This window comes from Streptomyces sp. V3I8 (assembly GCF_030817535.1).
In the GTDB taxonomy this organism is placed as follows: Bacteria; Actinomycetota; Actinomycetes; order Streptomycetales; family Streptomycetaceae; genus Streptomyces.
In genome coordinates, this window is sequence record NZ_JAUSZL010000002.1 from 5,058,219 (window position 1) to 5,072,905 (window position 14,687).

The window sequence follows — 14,687 nt, forward strand, 5'->3', positions numbered from 1 at the left end:
ATTCGCGGACAGGCCCGCCGGGTCCGCCCCGGCCACGCGCGTGTGGCGCTTGTTTCCGCCGTCGCGGGGAACGCGGAAGACCTCGTGGGTTCTCCTCGCGGCGAGGGGTGCGGGGCGGGGGTGTGGGGGCGTGCGGATGTGACGGGCCCGTTCCGGGGCGTGCCGGCTGTCCGGATCGCATCCGTCATACCGGTGGATCCGGAACATACCGCCGGTGATCCGACCGCGCCCGATCCGGTCCATGGGGGCAAAAGGGACCAGGTGGAGTGTGTCCGGCAGGGCGACGGCAGGTGACGGGCGGGCGCTCATCGTGATCGAAAGACGACCGGATACGCTGACTTGAGTGCCACCAGCGACACATCGACAAACGCCTACAGCACCGAGCGCACCCAGCACACCCAGAGCATCCAGAGACCGCCGTTGAGAGCGTCAGCAGACAGGAGACCCTCGTGACCGTCGTCGGGCCGTTCGGGCTGAGCGTGCGGGACCAGGCTCTCGAAGCCGATGTCCAGGCCGGACTGACGGCTGTCGAGGAGGGACTGCTCGAGGCCACCAAGAGCGAGGTCCCGTTCATCACGGAGGCCGCGCAGCACCTCGTGCGCGCGGGCGGCAAGCGGTTCCGGCCGCTGCTCGTGATGCTCGCCGCCCAGTTCGGTGACCCGTACGCGCCGGGCATCGTGCCCTCGGCGGTCGTGGTCGAGCTGACCCACCTCGCCACGCTGTACCACGACGACGTGATGGACGAGGCGGACGTGCGCCGGGGGGTGCCCAGCGCCAACAGCCGCTGGGACAACTCGGTGGCGGTCCTCACCGGCGACTTCCTCTTCGCGCGCGCCTCGCACATCCTGGCCGACCTGGGCCCCGAGGCCGTACGCATCCAGGCGGAGGCCTTCGAGCGGCTGGTCACCGGCCAGATCCTCGAGACGGCGGGACCGCGTGACGGCCGCGACCCGGTCGACCACTACATGGACGTGCTCGGCGGCAAGACCGGCTCGCTGATCGCGGTGGCCGGACGCTTCGGCGCGATGATGTCCGGCGCCGACGAGACGGTGGTCGACGTGCTGACGCAGTACGGGGAGCGGCTCGGCGTCGCCTTCCAGCTCGCCGACGACGTGCTGGACATCGCGAGCGACTCGCGCGAGTCCGGCAAGACGCCGGGCACCGATCTGCGCGAGGGCATCCCGACGATGCCCGTGCTGCGGCTGCGCGAGCGCGTGGAGCGGCTGGGGCTCGCGGAGGACATCGCCCTGTCCGAGCTGCTCGCCTCCGACCTGACGGACGACGACCGGCACGCGGAGGCGCTCGCCAAGCTGCGCGTCCACCCCGCGCTGGACCAGGCGCGCCGCGACACCGTGCGGTACGCGGAGGACGCCCGCGCCACGCTGGCGCCGCTCCCGGAGTGCGACGCGAAGTCGGCCCTGGTGGAGCTGTGCGACGCGGTGGTGCACCGCGCGGGCTGATCCGCGCGAGGTGCCTGTGCCTGCGCCTGTGCCCGTACGACCCCTACGGGTCCGGGGCGGTGCGGTCCGCCTGTGTCATACCGCAGGTGTACACGGAGTTGGCTCCGAGGTCTGACGCTCCACGGCGGTCGATCTGGTCGAATGGGACACACCACTTCACAGGAGTTCGGGTGACAATGGCGGCCAGGGGTGGACGAGTGCGAGGACGGTAAGCCGCCGCCGACGACGGAGGTAGGGCACACATGGCACCGTACGAATCCGACGACAGCACGACCGGGGACGAGGCCGACGACATGCGCGCCGGCCGGCGCAAAGCCGCGCGGTACGTCGTTCCCGTCACGGTGGTGGGGCTGGCTGCGGCGACCATCGGGCTGGTCCCGGCGTTCGCGGGCTCCGGCGATCCCGACCTGCCGGAGGTCAGCGCCCAGCAGCTCATCGAGAAGATAGCCGCCTCGGACGTGCAGCAGCTGTCCGGCACGGTGAAGATCAGTACGGACCTGGGCCTGCCGGACCTCGGGGGCCTGGAGAGCAGCCTCGGCGGTGCGACGGCCGGCGGGGGCGGCGGCTCCGGCTCGTCCGCGGACCCGTCGTCCAAGCTGCTGGAACTGGCGTCCGGCACGCACACGCTGCGGGTCGCGTCCGACGGCGAGAACAAGCAGAAGCTGTCGCTCCTCGACAAGGCCGCCGAGTACAGCGTGATCCACAACGGCGACGAGGTGTGGGCGTACGACAGTGCGTCGAACGAGGTCTACCACACCGGGGACGCCTCCTCCGGATCCGCCGACTCCTCCGGAAAGGGGGCCGGGGACAGGGCGAAGGACGTGCCGGCCACGCCCGGGGAACTGGCCGAGGAAGCGTTGAAGGCGGCCGACGACACGACGTCCGTGACCGTCGACGGCACGGCGCAGGTCGCCGGCCGTGACGCCTACAAGCTGCTGATCAAGCCGAAGCAGTCCGGTTCGACGGTCGGCGCGATCTCCGTCGCCGTGGACGCGAAGACCGGTCTGCCGCTCAAGTTCACGCTCACCCCGGCGAGCGGCGGCGCGGCCGTCGTCGACGCGGGCTTCACCGAGGTCGCCTTCTCGAAACCGGCCGCGTCCACCTTCGACTTCACCCCGCCCAAGGGCGCGAAGGTCACCGAGGGCGACGAGCCGGCGTCCGGCGGCTCCGCCGACAAGGGCGACAAGCACGGCAAGCACGACAAGGGCAACAAGGGCAACAAGGGTGACGAGGCGCGTCCCGAGGGTGCCGGAGGCATCGGGGGCCTGGGCGGGGAGTTCCAGGGCCTGAACGTCCTGGGCGAGGGCTGGGGCTCCATCGCCCGGTTCGACACGGGCGGCGAGGGCCTGCCGTCCCAGGGGTCCGGCGGCGGCGACGCGGGCCGGTTCCTGGACTCGCTGGGTGACCAGGTGAGCGGCCGGTTCGGCTCGGGCACGGTCTTCTCGACACGCCTGGTGAACGCGCTGATCACGGACGACGGCAAGGTCTACGTGGGTGCGGTCACCAAGGACGCGCTGGTGAAGGCGGCCGACGCGGCGAAGTAGCCCTGCCGGGCCCCGCGGACACCCTGCCGCCGTCCTGGCGGCGGGGCCGAGCAGGGAACCGTCAGGTGTCCCCGGGGGCAGGACGGGATGAGGGAGTCGATGGCGGAACGGTCCACCGAGGGCGCGGGCGCGGATGGGGGCGGCACGGGTGAGACCGTGATCGCCACCCGTGGGCTGACCAAGCGCTACCGGGGTGGACAGCTCGCCGTCGACGGCCTCGACCTGTCCGTCCCGGCGGGCAGCGTCTTCGGCTTCCTCGGGCCGAACGGCTCCGGCAAGACGACCACCATCAGGATGCTGATGGGGCTGATCCAGCCGACCTCCGGGACGGCCCGCGTACTGGGCAGGCCCATGCCGCGCGCCACCCGGACCGTGCTGCCGCACGTGGGCGCGCTCATCGAGGGCCCCGCGCTCTACGGCTTCCTCTCCGGCCGGGACAACCTCCTGCGGTACGACTGCGCGGATCCGGTCGCCGACCCGCGCACCCGGCGTGCCCGCGTGGCGACGGCGCTCGACCGGGTCGGGCTGACGGCCGCCGCGGGCAAGAAGGCGAAGGCCTACTCGCTCGGGATGAAGCAGCGGCTCGGACTCGCGGCCGCGCTGCTGCAGCCCCGCGAACTGCTCGTACTGGACGAGCCGACCAACGGACTCGACCCGCAGGGGATGCGGGAGATCCGCTCCCTGGTGCGCGAGCTGGCGTCGGACGGTACGACCGTGTTCCTCTCCTCGCACCTGCTCGACGAGATCGAGCAGGTCTGCACGCACGTCGCGGTGATGGCACAGGGCCGCCTGATCACGCAGGGCCCGGTGGCCGAGCTGGCGGCGGGCGCGCGCGGCCGGCTCGTCGTGACCACGCCCGATCCGGGCGACGCGGCCCGGGTGCTGAAGGAGCAGGGCATGAACGATGTCGTCGTCACCGAGGACCGGGTGAGCGCCGATCCACCGGAACGCGACCTCGCCGAGGTGAACGCGGCCCTGGTCGCGGCGGGCGTCCGGGTCCGCGGCTTCGGCGTCGAGCGGGCCTCGCTGGAGGACGCGTTCGTGGCGCTCACGGGGGAGGGATTCGATGTCGCGGGCTGACGCCACCGACACGCCCGCCGCGCAGGACGACGCGCTCGCGGGACGAGCAGGACGGGCGGGGCGGACAGGACGGGCGGGGCGGGCGCCGAGCCCGTTGTGGACGCTCGGCCTGCTGCGCAACGAGCTCGGCACCACACTGCGCCGCTGGCGGACGATCGCGCTGCTCGGGGTGCTGGCCGCGGTGCCGGTGCTGGTCGGCATCGCGATCAGGATCGAGACGAGCGACGGGTCGTCCCCCGGAGGCGGCGGGGGAGAGGGGCCGGCGTTCATCGCGCAGATCACCAACAACGGACTCTTCCTGGTGTTCACCGCGCTCGCCGCCACGCTGCCGTTCTTCCTGCCCATGGCGGTCGGCGTCGTCGCGGGCGACGCGATAGCGGGCGAGGCCAACGCGGGGACCCTGCGCTACCTGCTGGTCGCCCCGGCGGGACGTACCCGCCTGCTGCTCACCAAGTACGCGACCACGCTGGCCTTCTGCCTCGTCGCGACGCTCGTCGTGGCGACCTCGGCGCTCGTCGTCGGCGCGCTCCTGTTCCCGCTGGGCGAGCTGACCACGATCTCCGGCACCCGCATCAGCTTCGGCGAGGGACTGCTCCGGGCCCTGCTGATCGCGCTGGTCGTCGCCGCGTCACTGACCGGGATCGCGGCACTGGGGCTGTTCGTCTCGACCCTGACGAACAGCGGGATCGCGGCGATGGCCACGACCGTCGGCCTGCTCATCACCGTGCAGATCCTCGACCAGATACCCCAGCTCCACGCGCTCCAGCCGTACTTCTTCTCGCACTACTGGCTGTCCTTCGCCGACCTGATGCGCGATCCCCTCTACTGGGACGACCTGATCCGCAACCTCGAACTCCAGGCGCTGTACGCGGCGGTGTTCGGCTCGGCTGCCTGGGCGCGCTTCACGGCGAAGGACGTCACCGCCTAGAGCCCGGAAAGTCCTCCCGCGGCTCAGCTCCCGTAGGGGAAGCGGGCGAGCGGGGGCTCTTGGGCGAAGAAGGTCTTGGCCCTGGTCAGGGCGGCGGAGTCGGACAGTACGTCCCCGGGCTTGCTGCCGTTGCCGAGGAGGACCCCGCCGAAGCGCATCCCCAGGTAGGCGGCCGAGTTGTTGAGGGTGCCGACGAGTGGGTCCGCGACCTCTTCCTCCTCGTGCGCGAGCGCGGTGACACCCCACAGGGTGCGCCCGCCCATCGTCTCCTTGAAGTCGATGCCGGGGGTGCGCAGCCAGCCCGACCAGTGGTCGAGGTAGCGCTTGGTGGACGCGGACACGGAGTACCAGTACAGCGGCGAGGCGATGACGAGGTCCGTCGCCGCGAGCGTCGCGTCGAGCAGTGTCGCGGCGTGGTCGCCGGACGGCCGGACATGGTCGCTGTCGTGGCGCAGGTCCTCGAAGTCGGGCAGCGGGTGTTCGGCCAGAGCGATCCATTGCCGGGTGACGTCGGCCGGCAGTTGTTCGGCTGCCTTGCGGGCCAGCAGCTCCGTGTTGCCGTGGTCGCGGCTGCTGCCCAGCAGGAAAAGGAAGTGGCGGGTCATGAGGGCTCCGTCATGTAGGGCGTACGACGACTACACGCGTATGCAGTATATGCACACGCATGTAGTCGTCGGCCGCCCCGGCGGCGGGCCGGTCTGCTCCGGGAACGGGCCGGTCTACTCCGACAGCTCCCACACCGCGTACGCGAGGGCGTCGCTGTTGCGGTTCAGGGCGGTGTCGTTGATGTTCGCCGTCGTGTCGCACGAGGAGTGGTAGCAGCGGTCGAACGCCACACCCGCCGTGCCACCCCACTTGGTCACCTGCGCCGCTGTCTTACGGGTGCTGGCGCCGGTGAAGAGGCCGCCGACGGGGATGCCCGCGCTCTTGAAGTAGGCGTGGTCCGAGCGGCCGTCGCCCTCGGTCTCGATCTCGGTCGCGACGCCGAGGCCGGTGAAGTAGTCCTTGAAGGTCTTCTCGATGACCGGATCGTCGTCGTAGACGAAGTAGCCGGGGTTCGGCGACCCGATCATGTCGAAGTTCAGGTAGCCGCTGATCTTCGCGCGGTTGGCGGTGCTGAGGCTGTTGACGTAGTAGCGCGAGCCGACCATGCCCAGCTCCTCCGCGCCCCACCAGGCGAACCGCAGATGCTTGGTGGGGTGGTACTGCGCCCGCGACACGGCGAGCGCGGTCTCCAGGACGGCCGCCGACCCGGAGCCGTTGTCGTTGATGCCGGCTCCGGCGGTCACGCTGTCGAGGTGGGAGCCCGACATGACGACCTGGTTGGCGTCACCGCCGGGCCAGTCGGCGATCAGGTTGTAGCCGGTGCTGCCGGAAGAGGTGAACTGCTGGATGGCGGTGGTGAACCCGGCCGCGTCCAGCTTGGCCTTCACGTAGTCGAGGGACGCCTTGTAGCCGGTACGGCCGTGGGCGCGGTTGCCGCCGTTGGCGGTGGCTATGGACTGCAGCTGGGTGAGGTGGGCCTTGACGCTGGCCACGGGTATGTCCGGTGCGGCGGCCACGCGCGCGGGCGCGGCGTCGGCCATCGCGCTCGTCGTGAGCAGCGCGGCGACCGCCAGGGCGGCGGCACCCGTGGCACGTCCGGGAACAGAGAGCTTCATGTGGGGGGCTCCGAATTCCTGTGGATCCTTGGATTCCTTGCGGAAATGGGTGCCTGATGGTGAAGCTGAGGCTGACGTTCCGTCAAGAGCGCAATCCGGTCAGCCGCGTTCGCATAGCGGATGCCTGGCGTTCACCGGGCCGAACGGGCTGACCGGACTGACCGGGCCGGCCGGGCCGGCCGGGTCAGTGGAGGCAGAACTCGTTGCCCTCCGGGTCCGCCATCACCACCCACTCGCCGGACGGCTCCTTCACCTTCCGCACGACCGTCGCCCCCAGTCCGGTCAGCCGCACGACCTCAGCGTCCCGCCGACCGCCCTCGGTGTGCAGGTCGATGTGCAGCCGGTTCTTCACGGACTTCGGCTCCGGCACCCGCTGGAAGAGCAGCCGCCGCCCGAGCCCCGTCCCGCTCTCCTTCTCGTACGGGTCCTGCGGGTGCCGTACGCCGGTGGCGTCCCGCCACGCGTGGCGGCCGTGCGACGCGACGACGATCTCGGGCGGTACGGCGCCGGCGCTCAACAGGCGCTCGATCAGCGCGCTGTGGTCCTCGACCAGGTAGCCGAGGGCGGCGCCCCAGAAGTCGGCCTGGGCGTGCGGGTCGGCGCTGTCGACGACGAGTTTCCAGTGCAGGGGAGCGGGAGCGGGTGTGGACCGGAATGCGGAGGCTTCTGTCATGGCAATTACTCATAGTGGCTGGACAGACGACAGACAATGAGGCGGGATACCGGAGAGGGATTTTCGCCCCGCCGTCCCGCCTTTCAGGGGCGCGGGGAACTGCGCGACCAGCCCCCACCGCACCCGCACCCGCACCCGCACCCGCGATCAACCCCGCTCGCCGAAAGGCGAGTTGGCGCCGAGTTCGCCATACTGCCCGCATGACCGCAGACGTCTGCGCACCGTCCGCCACGCCCCTTCCCGCCTCCTCGCAGCGCACCCGGGTGGTCGTCGTGGGCGCCGGACCCGCCGGTCTCACCCTGGCCAACATCCTGCGGGCCGCCTCCGTGGACTGCGTGGTGCTGGAGAACGAGAGCAGGGAGTTCGTCGAGCGGCGACCGCGGGCGGGCTTCCTGGAGGAGTGGGCGGTCCGCGCGCTGGACGGCCGGGGCCTCGCGGACCGGCTGCTGCGAGACACCGAGGTGCACACCGAGTGCGAGTTCCGGTTCGAGGGGGAGAGCCACCGGTTCTCGTACACCCAGGTGTCGGGGCAGCGGCACTACGTCTATCCGCAGCCGCTCCTGGTGACGGACCTGGTGCGCGAGTACGCGGACGTCCGGGGCGGTGACATCCGCTTCGGCGTCCGCGATCTCGACCCGGCCGGGATCGACACGGACCGGCCCTCGGTGGCGTACACGGATCCGGACACGGGTGAGCACGTCCGGCTCGACTGCGATTTCGTCGCGGGCTGCGACGGCGCGCGCGGGGTGACCCGGGACCGTATGCCGGCGGAGCACGTCACGGTCGCCCGGCACGGCCTCGGGGCCGGCTGGCTGGCGCTGCTCGCCGAGGCGCCGCCGTCCTGCGACTGTGTCGTCTTCGGCATCCATCCGCGCGGCTTCGCCGGGCACATGGCCCGCAGCCCGCAGGTCACCCGCTACTACCTCGAATGCCCGCCGGGCGACGACCCGGAGAACTGGCCGCACGAACGCGTCTGGTCCGAGCTGCACGAACGGCTCGCGGCGGACGGGGCCCGGCCGCTCGTCGAGGGCAGGCTGATCGAGAAGCGCGTCCTGGACCTGCACAACTACGTGGTCGAGCCGATGGCGTACGGGCGGCTGTACCTGGCGGGGGACGCGGCCCACCTGCTCGCGCCGATCGGCGCCAAGGGCATGAACCTCGCGATCCACGACTCCCTGCTGCTCGCCGACGCGCTCGTCGCCCACTACGCCGAGGGCGACGACAGCGCGCTGAGCGGTTATTCGCAGGCGTGTCTGCGACGGGTGTGGCAGTACCAGGAGTTCTCGCAGTGGCTCTCCGAGGTGTACCACGGCGTCTCGTCCGGCGATCCGTTCCGCGCGGGCGTCGCGAGGGCACGGCTGCGGCGGACGCTCGGCTCACCGGTCGCCGCGGCGGCCTTCGCCGAACTGTTCATGGGCAAGGACACGGACTACTGACGCACACGGACACGGCCTACTGACGGACACGGCCTACTGACGGCCGGCTTCCGCCTCGGCCGCCTCGGCCGTCTTCGTCGTCTCCGCCGCCTCCGCGGTCGCCGACGCCGCCGCGATCGTCGCGTCGCGCAGGACCATCCTCGACCGGCGGGCCGTCCGCAGCGCGTCCCAGGTCAGCACCGACAGCGCGGCCCACACCAGAGCGAACCCGGCCCACCGCTCGGGCGGCATCTCCTCGTGGAAGTACAGGATGCCCAGCAGGAACTGCAGCACGGGCGCCAGGTACTGCAGCAGTCCCAGCGTGGACAGCGGCACCCGGATCGCCGCCGCGCCGAAGCACACGAGCGGCAGGGCGGTCACGACACCGGTCAGGGCCAGCAGGACCGCGTGCCCGGCGCCCTCGCCGCCGAAGGTCGCGTCGCCCCGGGCGGAGAGCCACAGCAGGTAGCCGAGCGCGGGCAGGAACTGGATCGCGGTCTCCGCGGCGAGCGACTCCAGCCCGCCGAGGTTGAGCTTCTTCTTCACGAGTCCGTACGTGGCGAAGGAGAAGGCGAGGCAGAGGGAGATCCACGGCGGCTGGCCGTACCCGAAGGCCAGTACGAGCACCGCGACGAAGCCGGTGCCCACCGCGGCCCACTGCGCGGGGCGCAGCCGTTCCTTCAGGAGCAGGACGCCCATGGCGATGGTGACGAGCGGGTTGATGAAGTAACCGAGCGACGCCTCCACCACGTGGCCGCTGTTCACGGCCCAGATGTAGACGCCCCAGTTGACGGTGATGACGGCCGCCGCGACGGTGATCAGACCCAGTTTGCGCGGCCGGCGCAGCAACGGGACCACCCAGGCCCAGCGCCGCGTCACCACGAGGGCGATCAGCACGAAGCCGAGCGACCAGACCATGCGGTGGGCGAGGATCTCGCCGGCGCCCGCCGGTTCGAGGAACGGCCAGAACAGGGGCACGAGCCCCCACATGCCGTACGCGGCGAAACCGTTCAGCAGGCCGATCCGCTGTTCACCCCTGGACTCCGGCCCTGTGCGCTGCTCGCCCTTGGACTCCACCGGCACGGCCCCTCCTTCTGCTCACCCGGCTGCCGGTCCCGCGGCGTCCGAGCCACGCGCAGCCTCCAAGAAGGTAGCGCCAAGCACCCCCGCACGTCATGCCCGTATCGGCATACGGTCATGACAGGCGGAGGTGCAGAGAGCGAGCCCGTTCCGGGCGGGGGCCCGGAGCCCGGCCTCCGGGGTCAGCCCTTGAGCGCCGCCGCGATCGACTCCGTGATCGGCGTGGTCGGGCGTCCGGTCAGCCGGGACAGGTCGCCGCTGGTGACGAGCAGCTCGCCCTTGGCGATGGACTCGTCCACGCCGGCCAGGATCGCGGCGAACGGCTCGGGCAGCCCGGCGCCGGTCAGGATGCCCTTGTACGTCTCGGCGGGGACGGCGTTGTACGCGATCTCCTTGCCGGAGGCCTCCGACACCGCGGCGGCGTACTCGGTGAAGTCGAAGGCGGTGTCGCCGCCCAGCTCGTACGTCTTGTTCTCGTGGCCCTCGCCGGTCAGTACGGCCACGGCGGCGGCGGCGTAGTCCGCGCGGGCGGCGGCGGAGATCCTGCCCTCGCCGGCCGCCTGGACGACGGCGCCGTGCTCGAGGACCGGGGCCAGGTTCTCGGTGTAGTTCTCGTTGTACCAGCCGTTGCGCAGCAGGGTGTAGGGCACGCCCGACTCCAGGACGGCGGCCTCGGTGCCCCGGTGGTCGTCGGCCAGCGCGGCGGTGAGGCTGCCGGAGGCGCTGGTGTAGGCGAAGAGCGCGACACCGGCGGCCTTGGCGGCGCCGAGGACGACCTGGTGCTGGGCGACCCGGCCCTTGTCGAACTCGTTGCCCGAGATGAGCAGCACCTTGTCGCCGGCGGAGAAGACGCCGTCGAAGGTCTCGGGAGCGTTGTAGTCGGCGACCGCGATCCGCACGCCGCGGGCGGCGAAGCCCGCGGCCTTCTCCTCGCTGCGGACGACGGCGGTGACCTGGTCGGCCGGGACCTTCTCCAGCAGTCCCTCGATGACGTGCCTGCCGAGGTGTCCGGTGGCTCCGGTGACGACGATGCTCATGGTGGAAGCAACTCCTTGTGGGGTGGGTACTCACTCACCATAGGAGCTGCACTAACTCTGGGAAAGTACCCACTTTGAAGTAAGGTACATACATGACAGTAAGCACCTCGGCAGTGAACACGGCGGCGAGCGCGACCTCGGGCGTCACGTCAGGCGTGACGTCAGGCGTGACGCCGGACGCGGCGCAGGGCGTGACGTCGAACGCGGCAGCCGACGCGCTGGTGGGCAGGTACACCGCCGGCGAGGGGATGTGTCCGTACCGCCTCGTCCTGGAGCACGTCACCAGCCGCTGGGGCGTCCTCGTCCTGATCGAGCTCATGGAGCGCCCGTACCGCTTCAGTGAGCTGCGCCGGGCGATCGGCAGGGTCAGCGAGAAGATGCTCACCCAGACCCTGCAGACCCTGGAACGCGACGGCATCGTCCACCGCGACGCCAAGCCGGTCATCCCGCCGCGCGTCGACTACTCCCTCACCGAACTGGGCCGCGAGGCCGGCGAACAGGTCCGCGCCCTGGCGATGTGGACGGAGACCCGGATGGGCGACGTGGAGAAGGCCCGCCGGGCATACGACGAGGCCCGGTCCTGAGGGACCGGGCCGCGCTCTCCGGGGCGCGCCCGCGACGGGCGCCGGCGCTCAGCCGACGACCGTCCAGGCGTCCCCTCCCGTGAGGAGCGCCGACAGGTCGCCCTTGCCGTTCTGCTCGATGGCCGTGTCGAGCTGGTCGGCCATCTGCGTGTCGTAGACCGGCCGGTCCACGGACCGTAGGACGCCGATCGGGGTGTGGTGCAGGGTGTCCGGGTCGGCGAGGCGGGAGAGCGCGAACGCCGTCGTCGGGGACGCGCAGTGCGCGTCGTGGACCAGGATCAGCGACTCGTTCTCCGGGGTGACGGCGACGACCTTCAGGTCCCCGGTCAGCGCGTCGCGCACGACCCCCTTCGAACCGGAACCGTCCTCCAGCGGCGTGCCGAAACGGATCTGCCGCCCGTGCTCCAGGCGGATCACCGCCTCCTCGGCCTGCTGCTTGTCCTTGATGGCCTCAAAGGCGCCGTCGTTGAAGATGTTGCAGTTCTGGTAGATCTCCACCAGCGCCGTGCCCGGGTGGGCGGCGGCCTGCCGCAGGACCTCGGTGAGGTGCTTGCGGTCGGAGTCCACCGTCCGCGCCACGAACGACGCCTCGGCACCGATCGCCAGCGACACCGGGTTGAAGGGCGCGTCCAGCGAACCCATCGGCGTCGACTTCGTGATCTTCCCGACCTCGGAGGTCGGCGAGTACTGGCCCTTGGTCAGCCCGTAGATCCGGTTGTTGAACAGCAGGATCTTCAGGTTCACGTTCCGGCGCAGGGCGTGGATGAGGTGGTTGCCGCCGATGGACAGCGCGTCCCCGTCCCCGGTGACCACCCACACCGACAGGTCCCGGCGCGAGGAGGCGAGCCCGGTCGCGATGGCCGGCGCGCGCCCGTGGATGGAGTGCATCCCGTAGGTGTTCATGTAGTACGGGAAGCGGGAGGAGCAGCCGATGCCCGAGACGAAGACGATGTTCTCCTTCGCCAGGCCGAGTTCGGGCATGAAGCCCTGTACGGCGGCGAGGATCGCGTAGTCACCGCAGCCGGGGCACCAGCGCACTTCCTGATCGGACTTGAAGTCCTTCATGGACTGCCTGGCCTCGGCTTTGGGCACCAGAGTGAGCGCCTCGATCGTGCCCGAGCCTTCCGTGGTCGTCTCAGCCATCGATGGCCTCCTTGAGAGCCGTGGCGAGTTGCTCAGCCTTGAACGGCATACCGTTCACCTGGTTGTACGAGTGGGCGTCCACCAGGTACTTCGCCCTGACCAGCGTGGCCAGCTGACCGAGGTTCATCTCCGGGACGACCACTGTGTCGTAACGCTTCAGCACCGTGCCCAGATTCCGCGGGAAGGGGTTGAGATGGCGCAGATGGGCCTGCGCGATGCTCTCCCCGGCCGTGCGCAGCCGCCGTACCGCAGCGGTGATCGGTCCGTACGTCGAGCCCCAGCCGAGCACCAGCGTGCCGGCGCTCCCGGTGGGGTCGTCGACCTCCACGTCGGGTACGTCGATGCCGTCGATCTTGGCCTGCCGGGTACGGACCATGAAGTCGTGGTTGGCCGGGTCGTAGCTGATGTTGCCCGTGCCGTCCTGCTTCTCGATGCCGCCGATCCGGTGCTCCAGCCCCGGCGTGCCCGGCACCGCCCACGGGCGGGCCAGGGTCTGCGGATCGCGCTTGTACGGCCAGAAGACCTCGGTGCCGTCCTCCAGCGTGTGGTTGGGCCCCTGGGCGAACTGCACCCGCAGGTCCGGCAGTTCGTCGATCTCGGGGATGCGCCACGGCTCGGAGCCGTTGGCCAGGTAGCCGTCCGAGAGCAGCAGCACCGGCGTACGGTACGCGAGCGCGATCCGGGCCGCCTCCATGGCCGCGTCGAAGCAGTCGGCGGGCGTGCGCGGCGCCACGATCGGCACCGGTGCCTCGCCGTTGCGCCCGTACATCGCCTGCAGCAAGTCGGCCTGCTCGGTCTTGGTCGGCAGCCCGGTCGAGGGGCCGCCGCGCTGGATGTCGATGACCAGCAGCGGCAGCTCCAGCGAGACGGCGAGCCCGATCGTCTCGCTCTTGAGGGCCACCCCCGGACCGGAGGTCGTGGTCACCGCGAGCGAGCCGCCGAAGGCCGCGCCCAGTGCCGCCCCGATGCCCGCGATCTCGTCCTCGGCCTGGAAGGTGCGGACACCGAAGTTCTTGTGCCTGCTCAGCTCGTGCAGGATGTCGGAGGCCGGCGTGATCGGGTAGGAGCCCAGGTAGAGCGGCAGGTCCGCCTGCCGGGACGCGGCGATCAGCCCGTACGACAGCGCCAGGTTCCCGGAGATGTTGCGGTACGTGCCGGTGGGGAAGGCCTGCGTGGCGGGCGCGATCTCGTAGGAGACGGCGAAGTCCTCGGTGGTCTCGCCGAAGTTCCAGCCCGCCCGGAACGCCGCCAGGTTCGCCTTCATGATCTCGGGCTTCCTGGCGAACTTGGCGGTCAGGAACTTCTCCGTGCCCTCGGTGGGCCGGTGGTACATCCAGCTCAGCAGGCCGAGCGCGAACATGTTCTTGCTGCGCTCCGCCTCCTTGCGGGACAGGTCGAAGGACTTGAGCGCCTCGACGGTCAGCGTGGTCAGGGGCACCGGGTGGACGCTGTACCCGTCGAGGGTGCCGTCCTCCAGCGGGTTCGCGGACCAGCCGACCTTCGCCATCGCCCGTTTGGTGAACTCGTCCGTGTTGACGATGATCTCGGCGCCGCGCGGCACGTCGGCGATGTTCGCCTTCAGCGCGGCCGGGTTCATCGCCACCAGCACGTTCGGCGCGTCGCCCGGGGTGAGGATGTCGTGGTCGGCGAAATGCAGCTGGAAAGAAGAAACGCCCGGCAGGGTTCCTGCGGGCGCGCGGATCTCGGCGGGGAAGTTCGGCAGTGTCGAAAGGTCGTTGCCGAACGATGCCGTCTCGGAGGTGAACCGGTCCCCGGTGAGCTGCATGCCGTCACCGGAGTCCCCCGCGAAGCGGATGATCACCCGATCGAGTCGGCGTACGTCCTTCTCGCGTGCCGGTTTGCGCTGCTCTCCTACGACGGCACCGTCGGCCTGCTCAGCCGGACTGCTGACCTGACTGGTCACTGAAGTGGACCTCCTTCAAGGCGGCTGTCCGGGTGCGGCCCTCCCGCAGGCCTACCCGGGCCCAACACTACGTCGGCAAGGGGCGACCGCTCTGGGACGTTCGCACCATGGATGTCGTTCCGAGACTGCCTTACACCCTGTTTTGCCACGATTGCCCC

Annotated in this window: 13 protein-coding genes; 6 read left to right on the forward strand and 7 right to left on the reverse strand. The window is 70.7% G+C overall.

What is annotated here, in order from left to right:
• Positions 1 to 449: 449 nt before the first annotated feature.
• The 4 genes from QFZ75_RS22530 to QFZ75_RS22545 all read left to right on the forward strand — a co-directional run bounded on the left by QFZ75_RS22530 (position 450) and on the right by QFZ75_RS22545 (position 5,012).
• Positions 450 to 1,460 carry a polyprenyl synthetase family protein gene (locus tag QFZ75_RS22530; protein WP_307539579.1) on the forward strand — a complete coding sequence of 337 codons (1,011 nt, stop codon included), beginning with the start codon at positions 450 to 452 and terminating at the stop codon, positions 1,458 to 1,460.
• Positions 1,461 to 1,702: 242 nt separating this feature from the next.
• On the forward strand, positions 1,703 to 3,004 hold the full coding sequence (locus QFZ75_RS22535) for a sigma-E factor regulatory protein RseB domain-containing protein (protein ID WP_307539581.1): 1,302 nt from the start codon (positions 1,703 to 1,705) through the stop codon (positions 3,002 to 3,004).
• A 99-nt stretch (positions 3,005 to 3,103) separates the two neighbouring features.
• Positions 3,104 to 4,084 (forward strand): ABC transporter ATP-binding protein, encoded by a 981-nt coding sequence (locus QFZ75_RS22540; RefSeq protein ID WP_307539583.1) that lies wholly within the window; start codon positions 3,104 to 3,106, stop codon positions 4,082 to 4,084.
• Positions 4,071 to 5,012: an ABC transporter permease subunit gene (locus QFZ75_RS22545; protein ID WP_307539585.1), complete on the forward strand. Its 942-nt coding sequence runs from the start codon at positions 4,071 to 4,073 to the stop codon at positions 5,010 to 5,012. The genes QFZ75_RS22540 and QFZ75_RS22545 overlap by 14 nt, the downstream gene beginning before the upstream one ends.
• Before the next feature lie 23 nt (positions 5,013 to 5,035).
• On the opposite strand, the gene QFZ75_RS22550 is transcribed toward QFZ75_RS22545, so the two are convergent.
• From QFZ75_RS22550 to QFZ75_RS22560, 3 genes are all read right to left on the reverse strand, one after another.
• Positions 5,036 to 5,617, reverse strand: a complete 582-nt coding sequence (locus tag QFZ75_RS22550) for a flavodoxin family protein (RefSeq protein WP_307539586.1) — start codon at positions 5,615 to 5,617, stop codon at positions 5,036 to 5,038.
• 114 nt (positions 5,618 to 5,731) lie between these two features.
• Positions 5,732 to 6,673 (reverse strand): M28 family metallopeptidase, encoded by a 942-nt coding sequence (locus tag QFZ75_RS22555; protein WP_307539588.1) that lies wholly within the window; start codon positions 6,671 to 6,673, stop codon positions 5,732 to 5,734.
• A 184-nt stretch (positions 6,674 to 6,857) separates the two neighbouring features.
• Entirely contained in the window at positions 6,858 to 7,346 is a 489-nt protein-coding gene (locus tag QFZ75_RS22560) for a VOC family protein (RefSeq protein WP_307539589.1), read from the reverse strand.
• A gap of 200 nt (positions 7,347 to 7,546) precedes the next feature.
• On the opposite strand from QFZ75_RS22560, the gene QFZ75_RS22565 reads away from it, so the two are divergent.
• Positions 7,547 to 8,782, forward strand: coding sequence for a 4-hydroxybenzoate 3-monooxygenase (locus QFZ75_RS22565; protein WP_307539591.1), 1,236 nt, complete (start codon positions 7,547 to 7,549; stop codon positions 8,780 to 8,782).
• A gap of 33 nt (positions 8,783 to 8,815) precedes the next feature.
• Here QFZ75_RS22565 and rarD read toward each other — a convergent pair whose 3' ends face one another.
• Entirely contained in the window at positions 8,816 to 9,751 is a 936-nt protein-coding gene (gene rarD / locus QFZ75_RS22570; protein WP_373466054.1) for an EamA family transporter RarD, read from the reverse strand.
• Between the two features lie 272 nt (positions 9,752 to 10,023).
• Positions 10,024 to 10,878, reverse strand: coding sequence for an SDR family oxidoreductase (locus tag QFZ75_RS22575; RefSeq protein WP_307539595.1), 855 nt, complete (start codon positions 10,876 to 10,878; stop codon positions 10,024 to 10,026).
• Positions 10,879 to 11,126: 248 nt separating this feature from the next.
• On the opposite strand from QFZ75_RS22575, the gene QFZ75_RS22580 reads away from it, so the two are divergent.
• Positions 11,127 to 11,462: a helix-turn-helix domain-containing protein gene (locus tag QFZ75_RS22580; protein ID WP_307544695.1), complete on the forward strand. Its 336-nt coding sequence runs from the start codon at positions 11,127 to 11,129 to the stop codon at positions 11,460 to 11,462.
• Between the two features lie 48 nt (positions 11,463 to 11,510).
• On the opposite strand, the gene QFZ75_RS22585 is transcribed toward QFZ75_RS22580, so the two are convergent.
• Positions 11,511 to 12,605 (reverse strand): 2-oxoacid:ferredoxin oxidoreductase subunit beta, encoded by a 1,095-nt coding sequence (locus QFZ75_RS22585; RefSeq protein WP_307539597.1) that lies wholly within the window; start codon positions 12,603 to 12,605, stop codon positions 11,511 to 11,513.
• The gene (locus QFZ75_RS22590) at positions 12,598 to 14,529 is read right to left on the reverse strand and encodes a 2-oxoacid:acceptor oxidoreductase subunit alpha (RefSeq protein ID WP_307539598.1); all 1,932 of its coding nucleotides are present in this window, start codon (positions 14,527 to 14,529) and stop codon (positions 12,598 to 12,600) included. The genes QFZ75_RS22585 and QFZ75_RS22590 overlap by 8 nt, the downstream gene beginning before the upstream one ends.
• Positions 14,530 to 14,687: the final 158 nt, after the last annotated feature.

Bases quoted from the DNA above. Each gene is read 5' to 3' on its own strand.
- QFZ75_RS22535 (WP_307539581.1), top strand. From the start codon at position 1,703: ATGGCACCGTACGAATCCGACGACAGCACGACCGGGGACGAGGCCGAC.
- QFZ75_RS22540 (WP_307539583.1), top strand. From the start codon at position 3,104: ATGGCGGAACGGTCCACCGAGGGCGCGGGCGCGGATGGGGGCGGCACG.
- QFZ75_RS22545 (WP_307539585.1), top strand. From the start codon at position 4,071: ATGTCGCGGGCTGACGCCACCGACACGCCCGCCGCGCAGGACGACGCG.
- QFZ75_RS22550 (WP_307539586.1), bottom strand. From the start codon at position 5,617: ATGACCCGCCACTTCCTTTTCCTGCTGGGCAGCAGCCGCGACCACGGC.
- QFZ75_RS22555 (WP_307539588.1), bottom strand. From the start codon at position 6,673: ATGAAGCTCTCTGTTCCCGGACGTGCCACGGGTGCCGCCGCCCTGGCG.
- QFZ75_RS22560 (WP_307539589.1), bottom strand. From the start codon at position 7,346: ATGACAGAAGCCTCCGCATTCCGGTCCACACCCGCTCCCGCTCCCCTG.
- QFZ75_RS22565 (WP_307539591.1), top strand. From the start codon at position 7,547: ATGACCGCAGACGTCTGCGCACCGTCCGCCACGCCCCTTCCCGCCTCC.
- rarD (WP_373466054.1), bottom strand. From the start codon at position 9,751: ATGTGGGGGCTCGTGCCCCTGTTCTGGCCGTTCCTCGAACCGGCGGGC.
- QFZ75_RS22575 (WP_307539595.1), bottom strand. From the start codon at position 10,878: ATGAGCATCGTCGTCACCGGAGCCACCGGACACCTCGGCAGGCACGTC.
- QFZ75_RS22580 (WP_307544695.1), top strand. From the start codon at position 11,127: ATGTGTCCGTACCGCCTCGTCCTGGAGCACGTCACCAGCCGCTGGGGC.
- QFZ75_RS22585 (WP_307539597.1), bottom strand. From the start codon at position 12,605: ATGGCTGAGACGACCACGGAAGGCTCGGGCACGATCGAGGCGCTCACT.